The organism is Enterobacter cloacae complex sp. 402C9, from assembly GCF_050030745.1.
Classification (GTDB): domain Bacteria; phylum Pseudomonadota; class Gammaproteobacteria; order Enterobacterales; family Enterobacteriaceae; genus Enterobacter; species Enterobacter intestinihominis.
In genome coordinates this window covers 12,693-27,191 of record NZ_JBLGUW010000001.1, presented here as the reverse complement: position 1 = coordinate 27,191, position 14,499 = coordinate 12,693, and the positions used below count along the sequence as shown (strand labels likewise).

The window sequence follows — 14,499 nt, the reverse complement described above, 5'->3', positions numbered from 1 at the left end:
CGCTGGCAACATTAGTTGCCGATCTTGTTTACAAATCCTGCCTTCACGCCTTCTGTCATTCATCACAGTAATGCTTAAATTGTCATCTCTCTGTGGTAGATTCCTCGCGCATTTATGGGAATGCGTAGTCACTTATTCTTTATTTATCTCTTTTGGCAAAAGTATTCAGCGACATGAAAAAGCAACGGAACGTGAACTTATTGTTGATGCTGGTGTTACTGGTGGCCGTCGGGCAGATGGCGCAAACCATCTACATTCCGGCGATTGCCGATATGGCAAAAGATCTGAGCGTCCGCGAAGGTGCGGTACAGAGCGTGATGGCAGCCTACCTGCTGACCTATGGCGTTTCACAGCTGGTTTATGGTCCCCTGTCCGATCGCGTCGGGCGTCGTCCGGTCATTCTGGTGGGCATGAGCATTTTCATGGTGGCGACGGTGATTGCCATTACTACGCACAGCCTGACCATCCTGATTGCCGCCAGCGCCCTCCAGGGCGTGGGCACCGGCGTCGGCGGGGTCATGGCGCGTACCCTGCCGCGTGATATGTACCAGGGCACCCAGCTTCGCCACGCCAACAGTCTGTTAAATATGGGCATTCTGGTCAGCCCGCTGCTCGCCCCGCTGATTGGGGGTCTGCTGGACACCGTCTGGTCCTGGCGCGCCTGTTACGCCTTCCTGCTGGTGCTGTGCATTATTGTCACCTTCAGCATGGCGCGCTGGATGCCGGAAACACGTCCGCAGGACGCGCCGCGCACGAAGCTCATCGCCAGCTACAAAACGCTGTTCGGTAATGGGTCGTTTACCTGTTATCTGTTGATGCTAATCGGCGGCCTGGCGGGCATTGCGGTGTTTGAAGCCTGTTCCGGCGTACTGCTGGGCGCAGGCCTTGGCCTGAGCAGCATGGTGGTGAGCATTTTGTTTATTCTGCCGATCCCGGCGGCGTTCTTCGGCGCATGGTTCGCCGGACGTCCGAACAAACGCTTCTCTACGCTGATGTGGCAGTCGGTGATCAGCTGTCTGCTGGCCGGGCTGATGATGTGGATCCCGGGGCTGTTTGACGTGATGTCGGTCTGGACGTTGCTTATCCCGGCAGCGCTGTTCTTCTTCGGCGCGGGCATGCTGTTCCCGCTCGCCACCAGCGGCGCAATGGAGCCGTTCCCGTTCCTCGCGGGCACCGCTGGTGCCCTGGTCGGCGGTTTACAGAATATCGGTTCCGGCGCGCTGGCCTGGCTTTCGGCTATGATGCCGCAGACCGGGCAGGCGAGTTTGGGCCTGCTGATGACCCTGATGGGGCTGCTGATTTTGCTGTGCTGGCTGCCGCTGGCGTCGCGCGTCCCGCATCACGAACAGCCGGTTTAACCGCATGATGGCCCGGCTTCTCGCCGGGCTTTTCACACACGGGCGCAATCATCGCCTGTAATAACGGCTCTGGCGCAGGCCGCCAGGCACCCTCTTCCCCGTCGTAAAACTGGAAGTCCGCGTTAAGCGCATACGGGATTTTCGCCTTTTGCAGCTCGCAGGCCATAAAGTTGGCGAAGGCCATTTGCGAAGCGGTTGGTGTGAGGTGGTTTGACTCCCCCACGCCCCAGCCCCCGACCCAGCTAACGTGCCCGGTTTTTTGCTGCCAGTGCAGCGCGGCATTGATTCGGTTACGGATAGCCGCTTTCTCAGCCGCGGTTCCGGACGTCCACGGGTATCTGCCGTTCGTTTTCAGCGGACCCCAGGGGAAAATATGCCATTCCGCCAGCAGGTAATTCTGGCTGTGTGCGGGCAGCTTCAGGCTGGATAAATCCTCCGGCGCGGCGCGCAGACGAGGGGCGATAAAAATCATGCGGCTGGCATCAATGGCGTGAATGTCTTTGATCGCTTTCTCATACACCCGGATGAGCGAAGCAACGTTGTGGTTGAGCTTGTCCGCCGGTTCGTAGATCAGGTCAAACCCCAGCAATGGCGAGCGCTGACCAAAATAGTGCGCCACGGCAATCCACCAGTTGATCACCGCTTTTTCGGTATCCGCTTTCGGATCGTTTTTATATTCATCGGCCTGATAGGCGATGATGGGGATGACGCCGTATTGCTCGCAGGCCTCCACCAGCTTACGCAGGTGAATCAGCCGCGCTTCCGTCGGTTCGCCCGCCACCCGAATACGGACATGATGTATGCCTTTCGCCTGGAAATCACGGACCACCAACGGGTCGAATTCGCGTATACCGCGCTCGGTGCGGGCCCAGTCGACATCCATTCCGACGCCCAACATCTGCGCGTAACGGGCAGCCGTCAGGGGTGGCTCAGCGGCACAGGCCCAGCCGGAAGCGAGCGCTAACACGGTGACAATGAACGGCTTTAACACGACGCCCCTTGCAAATAATCAAATGCTTTACTCTGTATTTAGCATGCTTTTTCACAATTGGTGTAGAGTCAAAACGAACTAAATTCTGAGACAGATTATGAAAACGACTGACCTGATCGGCCTCATTGACCGGTTTCCGCTGCTGGCGGATTTGATTGCCCTGAAAGAGATCACCTGGCTTAATCCGAACACCACGACGCTGGCGGAAGGGTTGCCATATGTCGGGCTGACCAAAGCCGACGTGGACGACGCGCATGCGCGCCTGAAACGCTTCGCGCCGTATCTGGCGAAAGCCTTCCCGGAAACGGCAGCAACGGGCGGGATTATCGAATCCGAACTGGTCGCTATCCCGGCGATGCAAAAGCGGCTGGAGAAAGAGTCCGGCAAGGCCATTCCAGGCACGCTGCTGCTGAAAAAAGACAGCCATCTGCCGATTTCCGGCTCCATTAAAGCGCGCGGCGGTATCTATGAGGTGCTGGCCCATGCGGAAAAACTGGCGCTGGAAGCCGGGTTGCTGAGCGTTGAAGATGACTACAGCATCATGCTGGAGCCACGCTTTAAAGCCTTCTTCAGCCAGTACAGCATCGCGGTGGGTTCAACCGGCAACCTGGGGGTGTCCATCGGCATTATGAGCGCGCGCATCGGCTTTAAGGTCACGGTGCATATGTCCGCAGACGCCCGCGAGTGGAAGAAAGCCAAACTGCGCAGCCACGGCGCGATCGTCGTGGAATATGAGCAGGATTATGGCGTGGCGGTGGAGCAAGGGCGCAAAGCGGCGGAAAGCGATCCAAACTGTTTCTTTATTGACGATGAGAACTCACGCACGCTGTTCCTGGGCTATGCGGTTGCAGGTGAGCGCCTGAAAGCGCAGTTTGCCGCGCAGGGGCGCGCGGTGGATGCTGAACATCCGTTGAATGTCTATCTGCCGTGCGGCGTCGGCGGCGGCCCCGGCGGCGTGGCGTTTGGCCTGAAGCTGGCCTTTGGCGATAACGTCCACTGTTTCTTCGCCGAGCCCACGCACTCCCCGTGCATGCTGCTGGGCGTTTACACCGGGCTGCACGATGAAATCGCCGTGCAGGATCTGGGTATTGATAACGTGACGGCGGCGGACGGTCTGGCGGTAGGTCGCGCGTCTGGCTTCGTGGGCCGCGCGATGGAGCGTCTGCTTGACGGGTTCTATACCCTCGCCGATCAAAGCATGTACGACCTGCTCGGCTGGCTGGCGCAGGAAGAAGGCATTTGTCTGGAGCCGTCGGCGCTGGCGGGGATGGCCGGGCCGGTACGCATAACGGCGAATGCTAACACTACACACCTGGTCTGGGCGACCGGCGGCGGCATGGTGCCGGAAGACGAGATGGCGAAATATTTAGCGAAAGGGAAGTAAATATGCCGGGTGGCGGCTGCGCCTTACCCGGCCTACAGGTGCAAAATTTGTTGAATGTGGGTGACCGCAAACAGCAGTGACAGCGACAGCACGGCCAGGGCGATAAGGAACTTATCCCGCACCGCCTTCGGCTGTACAAAGTCGCTCTGCGCCACGTCCATCAGGTTACGGCTGCGGGTGTAGCGCCATAAAATGATGGCTACCAGCGCCAGCACAACAATGGAGATCCAGAATGGCGCCCCCGTGCGGTGCCAGTTGTGCTTAATGGCAAGCGCGATCAACGCACCATACCCAAGCAGCGTGCGCAGCCAGGCCAGCGAGGTTCGCTCCGGCTGAAGCCCGGGGTCCGCTTCCCGCCGCGCTTTGCGGCTATCCGGCATACAGCACCAGTAACATCACTACGCCCGCAACCATCAGCAAAATCGTACTGATGATGAGCAAACCGCGCGTGTAGGGGAGATCCTGCTTCAGACGCATCGCTTTTTCATTTCTCAGCCAGCGCAGATAGCCATAAATCGCCAGCACGCCGGCAATCAGGCACAGCAGCAGGGCCAGCACTTCGCGAATCAACGGAGTGGCAAAATCGGGGGCGAGCTGATCAAGGCCGACGCCTGCGGCCAGAAAGCCCAGGGCGGTGCGGATCCACGCTAAGAACGTGCGTTCGTTAGCCAGTGAGAAGCGGTAGTCCGGCGCTTCACCGAGGCGGGAAATGTTCATGAAGGTTCCTTGTCGTGCATCATGCAGGCTTCAGCATAGCGTAATTCAGCCAGGACAAGGAGACCGGCATCTGGCGATGCCGGTCAGAAAGATTAGTGCAGCTCTGGCCAGTAATCCTTATTAGCTTCAATCAGATCGTCCAGAATCGCCTTCGCCACCGATGCGCTCGGTACGGTTTTCGACAGGGTAATCGCCTGCCAGAGTTTCTGATACGAGCGCTGCTCCCAGGCGTCCACCACCAGTTTTTCCACCGCCACCTGCTGGCTCATGAGCCCTTTCTGGAAGTGCGGAATATCACCCACGGTCAGCGGCTCCGGTCCGTTGTGGCCGACCAGACACGGAATTTCTACCATCGCGTCGGCGTCAAAATTATGGATAGCCCCATTGTTAGGCACAATCAGCAACATGCGTTCCTGGGTGTTAAAGGCAATCGCGGTCGCCAGATCGACGATGTACGACGCATGTTCGTCGATTTCCAGTTCACCGGCAGAAGAATGACCGGCTTCGATAATCGCCCGGCATGAACTGAATACATGCTTCTCACGGTGATCCATCACTTCATTGGCGCGGGTACGCTCCGGGTTGGAATGGGCGACCACATAGTCCGGGAACAGGTAATACTTCAGGTAGGTGTTCGGCATGGTGTCCGGATCCAGCGCCTGTACGTCTTTGGCCTTGGCGAAGGTATCGTTCCAGCTCGCTTCAGTATGCGCATCTTCCGAAGGCGGAACATAACCGTTTTTCGCCACGTATTCGCGCAGTTTCGGCATCAGATCGTTTCCGTTCAGATCTTCAATCGACGTCCACCAGCCGAAGTGGTTCAGACCGTAGTAGCGCACGCGCATCTCTTTGCGGTCTTTCAGGCCGACGATTTGCGCCATACGGCCTTCAATGCCGATCGGCATGTCGCAGATGTTGAGGATTTTCGCGTTCGGACGCAGGCGGCGCGTGGCTTCCGCGACAATCGCCGCCGGGTTGGAGTAGTTCAGCATCCACGCTTTCGGGGAGTACTGCTCCATATAATCTACCAGCTCAAGCACGCCGCCGATGGAGCGCATGCCGTAGGAGATGCCACCCGGCCCGCACGTTTCCTGGCCCAGCACGCCGTGGCGCAGCGGGATTTTTTCATCTTTTTCACGCATCGGGTATTTGCCCACGCGAATATGCGCCATCACGAAATCCACATCGGTAAAGGCTGCTTTCGGATCGGTGGTGTAACTAAATTCAATCTCAGGCGCCTGCTCCCTGAGGATGATTTTGCACGCCTCCGCGATAACCTCCTGACGTGCTCCGTCATTGTCATAGAACTTCAGCGCACGCAGCGGGAAACGGTCACGGTTGGCTAACAGCATCAGGACGATACCAGGCGTGAATGTACTGCCGCCGCCTGCAATAACAACTGAGAATTTTTTCATGATATAGCCTCTGTCAGAGTGGTTTGTTCGTTTGTTAAAGGGGTTTTCATCAGCGATTCCAGCTGGTCGCGCACCTGAGGAACGTGCAGACCGACAATCACCTGAATGCCGTTGCCGCGTCGCACCACACCGTGTGCGCCCAGGGCTTTGAAGACGTCGTCGCTTTGGGCTTTCGTCATATCCACCAGGGCGATACGCAGGCGGGTGGCGCAGTTATTGATACTTTCGATATTTGCTGCGCCGCCGAGCGCCTGTAAGAACCCAGCGGCCTGTCCGACCTGCTGGCTGGCTGCTGCCGGGGCGGTGGTTTGCCCACGCGCCGCCTTATAGTCGGCCTTGCTGTAGAGCTTGATTTCGCTCTCTTCCCGGCCCGGCGTTTTCAGATTCAGACGTTCGATAAGCGTCCTGAAGACCACGAAATAGAGAGCGGTGAAGCAGAGGCCGATGCCAATCTGGGTGAATACCGTCGAGGCGTGGTTATGGAACATCGGGATCCAGTTTTGCGGCAGGAACTGGTCCAGCAGACCGCCCCCCATGTTCCCCACAACCCCGAAGGTATACATCACCGTCGCCATCGTTGCGGCCAGCACGGCATGGATAGCAAACAGCAACGGCGAGATAAACAGGAAGGTGAACTCCAGCGGTTCGGTAATACCCACCAGCACGGCGGTAAGCGTGGCCGGAACCAGCAGCCCCGCAACCTTGACGCGGTTTTCCGGCGACGCGGTGTACCAGATCGCCAGCGCAATCCCGACCGAGCCAAACACTTTCGAATTGCCGTGCAGGGCGAAGCCGCCTTCAGGGAACAGTGTTTTTAGCGGCACAGTGCTCTGGCTGAATTCCTGCAGGTGCTGCGCCCAGTAGACCTGAATGCCGCCCTCTACCGCCGCCGGGCCGAAGATAAACGGACCGTAGACAAAGTGGTGCAATCCGGTTGGGATCAGAATGCGTTCCAGGAAGGTATAGACCCATACGCCGAGCGCACCGGCAGAGCGCAGGAACGCCTGCAGGGACTCAATGCCCATCTGCACTTTCGGCCAGCCCAGCAGCGTCAGCCAGGCGCAGGGGATCATCACGAAGAACGCGAGGATAACGACAAACGAGGTACCCTGGAAAATCCCCAGGAAGACTGGCAACGGCTTGTCGAAAAATCGGTTGTGGATGGCGGTGACGAGCCCGGAAATGATAATCGCCCCGATGATGCTGGTATCAAGCGTTTTGATTCCGGCAATCATCGCCAGCCCGCTGCCAGCAGTGGGTTCAGCAGAGAAGTCGACGCCAAAGAAGTGACCCCAGGTCATCCCCATCGCGTTGATAAAGTAGTTCCAGGTCAGAAAGCTAATCAGCACCGCCAGACAGGCGCGGCCCTGCGCCTGCTTTGCCAGGCCAATCGGTAAGCCGACAGCAAAAATCAGCGGCATATTGCGGAACACCGCCCAGCCGCCCTCTTCGATGATGTGAACAATCTGCGCGAACAGATGATCGGGGGCCGTTAAAGCTTCGCCGACAAACAGCGGGTTGCGAAGCATGATGGCGATCCCGACCACGATCCCGGCAAAGGGAAACAGTAAAACCGGGGTGAACATGGCGCCGCCAAAACGTTGTATTTGACTGAGCATTTTTAAATCCTCATGAAACAACCTGTAGGGGTAGAGGCCTTTATGATTTTTTACTGGCCTGAGGTGAGCATAAGAAGTTACTGATGCGGGAACATGGCGTGCCGCTGCGATTCGTGATCGCATTCATGGTTTTAATTTGACCAATCAGGTCTACTTTTGATAGCAAATATGGACAAGTTAAGACGTAATCCACGCCATAACGGGCGAGCAGAGGTCTACAGGTGATCTACAAATCTATTGCCGACAGATTGCGGCTACGGCTCAATTCGTCGGACTACAACATTGGCAGCCCGTTACCCGGCGAAAAAGCGCTGGCAAAGGAGTTTGGCGTAGCCCGGATGACCATCCGCAAGGCATTGGATCTGCTGGTAAGCTGGGGGCTGGTTGAACGTCGACACGGCAGCGGGACGTTCGTGGCGCGCAAAGACGTTCATCATGAAACGACTAACCTGACCGGGCTGGTGGAGGTACTGCGCCAGCAGGGGAAAGAAGTGCAGAGCAAGGTGTTGCAGTTTGAAGTGATGCCCGCGCCGCCCGCCATCGCCAGCCAGCTGCGGATTCAGGTTGATGAGCGGATCTATTTTTCAAGGCGGGTGCGTTACGTGGACGGAAAACCGCTGATGCTGGAGGACAGCTTTATGCCGGTGAAGCTGTTCCGCAATCTTTCCCTGGCGCATCTCGAAGGGTCTAAGTTTGATTACATCGAGAAGGAGTGCGGGATTACCATTAGCGGCAACTACGAGAGCCTGACGCCAGTGCTGGCAGATAAACAGCTGGCCGGTTATATGAATCTGCCGGAACAGACGCCGCTGCTGCGCATCACCTCTCTTTCCTACAGCGACAGCGGCGAGTTCCTCAACTATTCCGTGATGTTCCGGAACACCAGCGATTACCAGGTGGACTACCATCTGCGGCGTATCCACCCGGAAGACTTATTAGCCCATCCCCCAGAACAGCACCGCCAGTAGTTGCGGGGTGATAATGCGCAAAAACATCACCAGCGGATAGACCGTGGCGTAGGACAACGCCGCCGCGCCGCTGGTGGCGTGCAGGTTATTGGCGAACGCCAGCGCGGGCGGATCGGTCATGGAACCGGCCAGCATGCCGCACAGCGTGAGATAGTTCATTTTAGCGAACATACGCGCCAGTAATCCGACCGTTATCAGCGGGATGGCGGTAATGAATATGCCGTAGCCTACCCAGCTCATCCCTTCGCCGTTCACCAGAGTATCGACAAAATCACCGCCGGATTTAAGCCCCACCACCGCCAGAAACAGCACGATGCCCAACTCCCGCAGCGCCAGGTTAGCGCTCGGCGGCATAAACCAGTAGAGCTTACCGATGGAGCCGATACGCCCGAGGATCAGCGCCATAATGAGCGGCCCGCCTGCCAGCCCCAGCTTCAGTGCTACCGGGAAGCCGGGCACGTACAGGGGGATGGAGCCAAGCATGACGCCAAGCCCGACGCCGATAAAGACCGGCAGCATCTGCACCTGCTGGAGTTTTTGCTGGGCGTTGCCCACCATGTTCGCTACGGCATCAATAGATGAAGGACGCCCGACGAGGTTGAGAATATCACCGAATTGCAGGCTGGCATCCTGGCTGGCCACCAGCTCGACACCGGCGCGGTTAAGCCGGGAGATCACCACGTCATAACGCTCTTTAACCTGCAAATCGCGTATTTTCTTGCCCAGGACCTTCTCATTGGTCACTACCACGCGCTCCACGCGCATGTCCGTTCCACGGGTTGAGAGCGAGGTATCCACCTCCTGACCAATCACCAGCCGGGCATTGTTTAAATCCGCCGGTTGCCCTACCAGATGCAGGAGATCGCCGTGCTGAATGAGGGTGTCAGGTGAAGGCACCATCAGCGTGTCGTCACGTTTCAGGCGTGAACAGATAATGGTCGCGCTGTTCAGAATGGGGACATCCTGTATCGCCATATTATTCAGGTTGGGGTTTTCGACGCGAATGTTGATGGTTTTAATGAGCGCATGGCCGTTGGTCAGCGTGCTTTCATGCTCTTTCGCCTCCTGCTCGACGTTAATGCGGAACAGCACGCGCACCAGCCACATGGAGAGCAAAATACCGCAAATGCCAAACGGATAGGCCATGGCGTAGCTCATCCCCATCTGATCGACGACATCAGCAGGGATACCCAGATCGCGCAGAATTTGCTGGCCCGCCCCGAGCGCGGGCGTATTGGTTACGGCGCCGGAGAAGATGCCCAGCACGACGGGCAGCGGAATAGCGAAGAGTTTGTGCAGAATGGCGGTGACCAGCCCACCCATCACGACGATGCCGAAGGCAAAGAGATTAAGGCGTAAACCGGAGACGCGCAGGGAAGCGAAGAAGCCCGGCCCCACCTGAATACCGATGGTATACACAAAGAGGATCAGGCCGAACTCCTGGATGAAATGCAGCATATCGGCGCTGAGCACCCACCCAAGCTGGTCGGCAAAATGGCCGACAAAAATCCCGCCGAAAAGCACTCCGCCAATCCCAAACCCGACGCCGCGGATTTTGATATTCCCCAGCCATAGCCCCACTACCGCGACAAGGGCCAACACGCTGACGGTTAACGCGATATCACTCATGTTCCACATCCTGTGTATAACCTTAGTTATAACAGGGATTCTCTCAGAGCTGGCGGCGGTTGTATGGGCGATGGCGCACAAAAAAGCCCTGCCGGGGCAGGGCCTTGTGCGGTCTGTGAGCGTTGTCGGGTGGCGGCTGCGCCTAACCCGACCTACAGTTTCGGCGGGTTTGTTAACTGTTTAACGCCGGCCTGTCGCTAATGGCGATGCGCTGCGGCGCGATAGCTTCCGGCACGTTACGGGTGAGGTCAATATTCAGCAGCCCGTTAGTGAACGTCGCGCCAGAAACTTCCATATGGTCTGCCAGGGTAAAGCTCAGGCTAAACGGCTGAGTGACAAGCCCCTGATGCAACCATTTGGTCTCGGTGTCTGGTTTTTCCGGTGACCCTTTAACGGTCAGGCGCGTACCCTCAAGCTGGATGTCGAGATCTTCCTGACGAAACCCGGCCAGCGCAAGCGTGATGCGGTAGTGGTTATCATCGCTTTTTTCGATGTTGTACGGCGGAAACGTCTGCTGTTCGGTTGCGCTTTGCAGCGCGTTAGCCAGTTTGTCAAAACCGATCCACTGACGCAGCAGGGGGGAAAAATCATAGTTACGCATACTAAATCTCCTTCTGAGAAGCGAGTTCGGCACAGTTTATTTTTGTGCGCAGTTGTACCTGCAAACCCTTACGGATTCGCATATGCTCCCTTTACGGCAAGCAATTTCAGGTGGGCCGCAGCCGCGACCCGCTTAATTAATTGATTTCGATACGACGCGGTTTTTTCTCTTCCGGAATCACACGTTCCAGCTCGATAAACAGCAGGCCGTTCACCAGGTTCGCGCCCTTGACGTGGATGTTTTCAGCCAGCTGGAACTTGCGTTCAAAGTTGCGCTCTGCGATGCCCTGGTAGAGGTAGGTTCGTTCTTTCTGCTCGCCCGCATGGGAGCCTTTCACCACCAGCAGATTGTCCTGCGCGGTGATCTCCAGTTCGCTCTCTGCGAAACCGGCGACAGCAATCGCAATGCGATAGTGGTTTTCGTCAACCAATTCAACGTTGTAAGGAGGATAGCCGTTGCTCTGGCTCTGGTTGTTTTCTAAGTGGTTGAACAGACGATCAAAACCAATGGCAGAACGGTATAGCGGAGAGAGATCGAAATTACGCATAGATAAAAACTCCTGGAATCAGCGAGAAAATGTAGCCTTCCACCATGGACAGGCTTCTGCTTCCCCGAACACCCATCAGGCGTGTCCGTTATCGGGTTACATTCTTAAAATGGGTCTGGATACGGCCTTTTCAAGCCTGTTGATGTGAGATTTTTTTGCACTTTGCTGGTTGTCGCATAGACTCAGGGGCACAGCACAAAGGGTTAAATTGCGATGGCGACCACAGTGCGGGAGTTTTGAGCTATCCATTTTGGACGCGCCTCGCTATAACCCTGAGTTGCAGGTCAATGCCGTGCTACTAATGATGACTGAGTGATGATGAGAAATGTTCTGATTAAGCTGGCGACGTTCAGCGGGGTTGTTTTACTTTGCGGGTGTTCGAGCGTGATGTCGCACACCGGCGGTAAAGAAGGAACATATCCGGGGACGCGCGCCAGTGCCGCCATGATCTCTGATGATGAGACAAACTGGGGTACCAAATCTCTGGCGATTCTTGATATGCCGTTTACGGCGGTTGCCGATACGCTTCTGCTGCCGTGGGATATGTTCCGCACCGACAGCTCAGTGCGTTCGCGCGTTGAGAAAAGCGAGCAGGAGACGCTGGCGACTAACTCCGTCATCCCACCCGCAGAGATGACCCCGCGCTAATTCTGTGCGGTTTCCGTTAGCCACAGCTGGCGGAAACCGTCCTTCTCTTCCATCCACGCAACAAAACGTCCGTCCGGGGAAAACACCACAGCGTCAGCAGACGGCGGGTTGCCATGATCGGACGTCAAAAACGTCACCTCTCCGGTCTGCGCATCGCAGCAGGCAATGCAGCCTGCAAGCACAAATCCCAGCCCGTTGCCGGAAGGATGCCAGTTAAAGGCCGACTGAATATCGCTCTCAGCGTGGGTCAACTGACGCGGCTCACCGCCTTCAGGGGAGATAAGCCACAGCTGCACAATGCCGTTATCGTCCCGCATTAAAAACGCAATCTGCGTCCCCTGTGGATTGCTGCGCACCCAGTGGCGCGGCACGTTCACCAGCCCCGGATACGCCTTCTGATGGGTGAAGGTAAGGCGGCGTTGCATGACGCCCGCAGGCGGCGCGGGCATTGTATCCGGCGTCCCCTGCAACGGCGCATCGCCCGCCCGTTTCCAGCCCTGCTCGTCCTTGGGAAGGTCCACAATAAACAGTTCGGGCACTTTCTCGCCTTTCGCAGACACCGTATCGCCGATAAACGCCAGCCTGTCGTTGTCCACCCAGCCCTCTTCATAGGCGCGGTTGATCTCATCGCTGCCCGGTTGCGGGTTCGGCGTTGTCCGGCTTACCAGCACGCTCCAGAAGGTGCCAGCATATTCCCGCGGATGGTTCCCCTGTGGATTTACCGGACCAAAAGGCGCCGCCACCCCGACGTTACGCAAATCCAGCTGCGGATCGCGCGCGTGCAGTACATGGTCGTTGTAGGTAAAGCTGACGAACTGCCCGTTCGGGCTAAAAACGTGAACGTGGCTGCCGCCACGCAGCGCCCCCGCCGTGTAAGGCGCGGTGATATCCATCGCATCAAGATTGCTCACCTGGCCATTGTGCGCAATCACTCCCTGACGATGGTGAAAATCATACTGCCAGTCTGCATCCGGTTTTTTCGGGCCGTGGATAAAAACATATTTCTCCTCGGCAGGATGAACGGTCACCACGCCGACATGCGCGCCGTCAGTCGCACGGTAGATCACCTCAACCTCGCCCGTAATGACATTGACCCGCTCAATGGTTTTACCGGTAAACGACGCGCCGGACGGGCGGACATCATAGACAAGCCACTGGCTGTCTGGCGTCCAGATGTTGATGTTGGTGAGCTGGTGGTTGCGGGAAGCGAAGGTGATTTGTTTCATGAAAATACCCTGATGCGCGGTTATCGCATCAGGGTAAAACATCCGAAGGGATTAGCCTACTCGTTTCACGTCACCTACCAGCAGGATGTAGGAGAGCGCGCCGATCAGCGCCACGGCAGAGATATACACCAGAGCCGGACCAAAGCCGTAGTCCTGCGCCAGGTAACCGATGACCAGCGGCACGGTGATCCCGCCCAGGCCGCCAACGAAGTTGAACACGCCTCCGGTCAGGCCAATCAGCCGCATCGGTGCCAGGGACGACACCAGCGACCAGGTGATGGAGGCAAAACCGTTCCCGAAGAACGCTACCGCCATCAGGGTCATGATCCACACTGGATCGTTGGTGTAGTTCGCTCCCATGATGCAGGTAGAGATCAGCAGTCCGCAGATAATCGGCGTTTTACGCGCAACGCCCAGTGAGAAGCCTTTTTTCACCAGCTTATCCGCCAGCCAGCCCGAGAGCAGCACGCCGAAAAACGCCGCAAGGAAGGGAACGGTGGTCATAAAGCCCGCCTTCAGCGCGGTTATCCCTTTTTCCTGGGTCAGATAGTTCGGGAACCAGGTGAGGAAGAACCACAGCGTGGAGGTCACCGCGAACTGGCCCAGATATACGCCCACCAGCTTACGGTGGAAGACCAGCTTCCAGTCCGCTCTGGTCAGCGGCTGGCGCGCCTCTTTTTTCACTGGCGCATCGCCGTCCACCAGACCGCCGCCGTCGCGGATGTAGTCCAGTTCGGCTTTGGTGATGCTTTTGGTCAGACGCGGCGGCTGATAGACCTTAAACCAGATTAACGACCAGATAATGCCGATCCCGCCGGTGACGATGAACACCCAGTGCCAGCTCAGCAGCTCCTGGATCCAGATTAACAGCGGCGTCAGAAACGCCAGACCAACAAACTGCCCGGAGGTGTAAAAACCAACAGCGGAAGCACGTTCGTGTTCAGGGAACCAGCTGGTCACCATGCGGTTGTTGGTCGGGAACGCGGGCGCTTCAAACACCCCGGTGATGGCGCGCAGGCCTATCAGCGACATCAGCCCGGTGGCGAAGCCCTGGAACAGGGTCGCCACGGACCAGCCCAAAATAGCGATAAAGTAGGTCAGACGTGACCCCACGCGGTCAAGGAACCAGCCGCCGGGGATCTGGCAGAGCGTATACAGCCAGGCAAACGCCGAGAAGACGTAGCCCATTTCCGCTTTGGTGATGCCAAACTCTTCCTGAATATGAGCCGATGCCACGGCAAGGTTGGCGCGGTCGACATAACAGATGACCACGGTAATAAAGATCATGATCAGCGTCAGGTAACGACGACGCCCGGTTTTTGTAGCAGTAACTGGAATATCCATCGCAATCTGTCTCCAGATTTTGGGCATAGCGAAGCCGCTCACCATGCCCTGT

General features: G+C 57.2%; 13 protein-coding genes, 1 pseudogene and 1 other annotated feature. Of the genes and pseudogenes, 4 read left to right on the top strand and 10 right to left on the bottom strand.

Annotated elements, in window-relative coordinates:
- Positions 1-173 precede the first annotated feature (173 nt).
- Entirely contained in the window at positions 174-1,358 is a 1,185-nt protein-coding gene (gene emrD, locus ACQG1K_RS00125) for a multidrug efflux MFS transporter EmrD (RefSeq protein ID WP_023298963.1), read from the top strand.
- On the opposite strand, the pseudogene ACQG1K_RS00120 reads toward emrD, so the two are convergent.
- Positions 1,264-2,349 (bottom strand): annotated as a pseudogene (locus ACQG1K_RS00120) (cellulase family glycosylhydrolase); the annotation flags it as partial. The gene emrD and the pseudogene ACQG1K_RS00120 overlap by 95 nt on opposite strands.
- 97 nt (positions 2,350-2,446) lie before the next feature.
- On the opposite strand from ACQG1K_RS00120, the gene dsdA reads away from it, so the two are divergent.
- A complete protein-coding gene (gene dsdA, locus ACQG1K_RS00115; RefSeq protein WP_367076370.1) occupies positions 2,447-3,733 on the top strand; it encodes a D-serine ammonia-lyase in 1,287 nt (428 codons plus the stop codon).
- Positions 3,734-3,765: 32 nt separating this feature from the next.
- On the opposite strand, the gene ACQG1K_RS00110 is transcribed toward dsdA, so the two are convergent.
- From ACQG1K_RS00110 to ACQG1K_RS00095, 4 genes are all read right to left on the bottom strand, one after another.
- Positions 3,766-4,113 carry a DUF202 domain-containing protein gene (locus ACQG1K_RS00110; protein WP_022646545.1) on the bottom strand — a complete coding sequence of 116 codons (348 nt, stop codon included), beginning with the start codon at positions 4,111-4,113 and terminating at the stop codon, positions 3,766-3,768.
- Positions 4,103-4,450: a YidH family protein gene (locus tag ACQG1K_RS00105; protein ID WP_003861080.1), complete on the bottom strand. Its 348-nt coding sequence runs from the start codon at positions 4,448-4,450 to the stop codon at positions 4,103-4,105. Before ACQG1K_RS00105 ends, ACQG1K_RS00110 begins: the two co-directional genes overlap by 11 nt.
- A gap of 92 nt (positions 4,451-4,542) precedes the next feature.
- A complete protein-coding gene (locus ACQG1K_RS00100) occupies positions 4,543-5,865 on the bottom strand; it encodes a 6-phospho-alpha-glucosidase (protein ID WP_023305140.1) in 1,323 nt (440 codons plus the stop codon).
- Complete coding sequence (locus ACQG1K_RS00095) at positions 5,862-7,484, bottom strand: alpha-glucoside-specific PTS transporter subunit IIBC (RefSeq protein WP_367076372.1); 1,623 nt, start codon at positions 7,482-7,484, stop codon at positions 5,862-5,864. Before ACQG1K_RS00095 ends, ACQG1K_RS00100 begins: the two co-directional genes overlap by 4 nt.
- A 221-nt stretch (positions 7,485-7,705) precedes the next feature.
- Between ACQG1K_RS00095 and ACQG1K_RS00090 the strand changes: the two genes are divergently transcribed.
- A complete protein-coding gene (locus ACQG1K_RS00090; protein WP_022646541.1) occupies positions 7,706-8,452 on the top strand; it encodes a GntR family transcriptional regulator in 747 nt (248 codons plus the stop codon).
- Here the strand turns inward: ACQG1K_RS00090 and ACQG1K_RS00085 are convergent.
- From ACQG1K_RS00085 to ibpA, 3 genes are all read right to left on the bottom strand, one after another.
- Entirely contained in the window at positions 8,420-10,081 is a 1,662-nt protein-coding gene (locus tag ACQG1K_RS00085; protein ID WP_022646540.1) for a putative transporter, read from the bottom strand. The genes ACQG1K_RS00090 and ACQG1K_RS00085 overlap by 33 nt on opposite strands.
- A 172-nt stretch (positions 10,082-10,253) precedes the next feature.
- Positions 10,254-10,682, bottom strand: a complete 429-nt coding sequence (gene ibpB, locus ACQG1K_RS00080; protein WP_022646539.1) for a small heat shock chaperone IbpB — start codon at positions 10,680-10,682, stop codon at positions 10,254-10,256.
- A gap of 136 nt (positions 10,683-10,818) precedes the next feature.
- Complete coding sequence (ibpA, locus tag ACQG1K_RS00075) at positions 10,819-11,229, bottom strand: small heat shock chaperone IbpA (RefSeq protein WP_003861094.1); 411 nt, start codon at positions 11,227-11,229, stop codon at positions 10,819-10,821.
- Positions 11,223-11,297, bottom strand: a sequence feature (ROSE (Repression Of Heat Shock gene Expression) occurs in the 5'-region of heat shock genes and acts as an RNA thermometer to modulate expression.). Its footprint overlaps the gene before it by 7 nt.
- Before the next feature lie 247 nt (positions 11,298-11,544).
- On the opposite strand from ibpA, the gene ACQG1K_RS00070 reads away from it, so the two are divergent.
- Positions 11,545-11,877, top strand: a complete 333-nt coding sequence (locus ACQG1K_RS00070; protein WP_032622035.1) for a YceK/YidQ family lipoprotein — start codon at positions 11,545-11,547, stop codon at positions 11,875-11,877.
- Here the strand turns inward: ACQG1K_RS00070 and ACQG1K_RS00065 are convergent.
- Positions 11,874-13,103: a DUF3748 domain-containing protein gene (locus tag ACQG1K_RS00065; protein WP_367076375.1), complete on the bottom strand. Its 1,230-nt coding sequence runs from the start codon at positions 13,101-13,103 to the stop codon at positions 11,874-11,876. The genes ACQG1K_RS00070 and ACQG1K_RS00065 overlap by 4 nt on opposite strands.
- A gap of 51 nt (positions 13,104-13,154) precedes the next feature.
- The gene (locus tag ACQG1K_RS00060; protein ID WP_161177384.1) at positions 13,155-14,492 is read right to left on the bottom strand and encodes an MFS transporter; all 1,338 of its coding nucleotides are present in this window, start codon (positions 14,490-14,492) and stop codon (positions 13,155-13,157) included.
- Positions 14,493-14,499 lie beyond the last annotated feature (7 nt).

What these genes read in the sequence shown, in the direction of transcription:
- ACQG1K_RS00070 (WP_032622035.1), top strand. Translation starts at nt 11,545, where the DNA reads ATGATGAGAAATGTTCTGATTAAGCTGGCGACGTTCAGCGGGGTTGTT.
- ACQG1K_RS00085 (WP_022646540.1), bottom strand. Translation starts at nt 10,081, where the DNA reads ATGAGTGATATCGCGTTAACCGTCAGCGTGTTGGCCCTTGTCGCGGTA.
- ibpA (WP_003861094.1), bottom strand. Translation starts at nt 11,229, where the DNA reads ATGCGTAATTTCGATCTCTCTCCGCTATACCGTTCTGCCATTGGTTTT.
- dsdA (WP_367076370.1), top strand. Translation starts at nt 2,447, where the DNA reads ATGAAAACGACTGACCTGATCGGCCTCATTGACCGGTTTCCGCTGCTG.
- ACQG1K_RS00100 (WP_023305140.1), bottom strand. Translation starts at nt 5,865, where the DNA reads ATGAAAAAATTCTCAGTTGTTATTGCAGGCGGCGGCAGTACATTCACG.
- ACQG1K_RS00105 (WP_003861080.1), bottom strand. Translation starts at nt 4,450, where the DNA reads ATGAACATTTCCCGCCTCGGTGAAGCGCCGGACTACCGCTTCTCACTG.
- ACQG1K_RS00060 (WP_161177384.1), bottom strand. Translation starts at nt 14,492, where the DNA reads ATGGTGAGCGGCTTCGCTATGCCCAAAATCTGGAGACAGATTGCGATG.
- ACQG1K_RS00095 (WP_367076372.1), bottom strand. Translation starts at nt 7,484, where the DNA reads ATGCTCAGTCAAATACAACGTTTTGGCGGCGCCATGTTCACCCCGGTT.
- ibpB (WP_022646539.1), bottom strand. Translation starts at nt 10,682, where the DNA reads ATGCGTAACTATGATTTTTCCCCCCTGCTGCGTCAGTGGATCGGTTTT.
- emrD (WP_023298963.1), top strand. Translation starts at nt 174, where the DNA reads ATGAAAAAGCAACGGAACGTGAACTTATTGTTGATGCTGGTGTTACTG.
- ACQG1K_RS00065 (WP_367076375.1), bottom strand. Translation starts at nt 13,103, where the DNA reads ATGAAACAAATCACCTTCGCTTCCCGCAACCACCAGCTCACCAACATC.
- ACQG1K_RS00110 (WP_022646545.1), bottom strand. Translation starts at nt 4,113, where the DNA reads ATGCCGGATAGCCGCAAAGCGCGGCGGGAAGCGGACCCCGGGCTTCAG.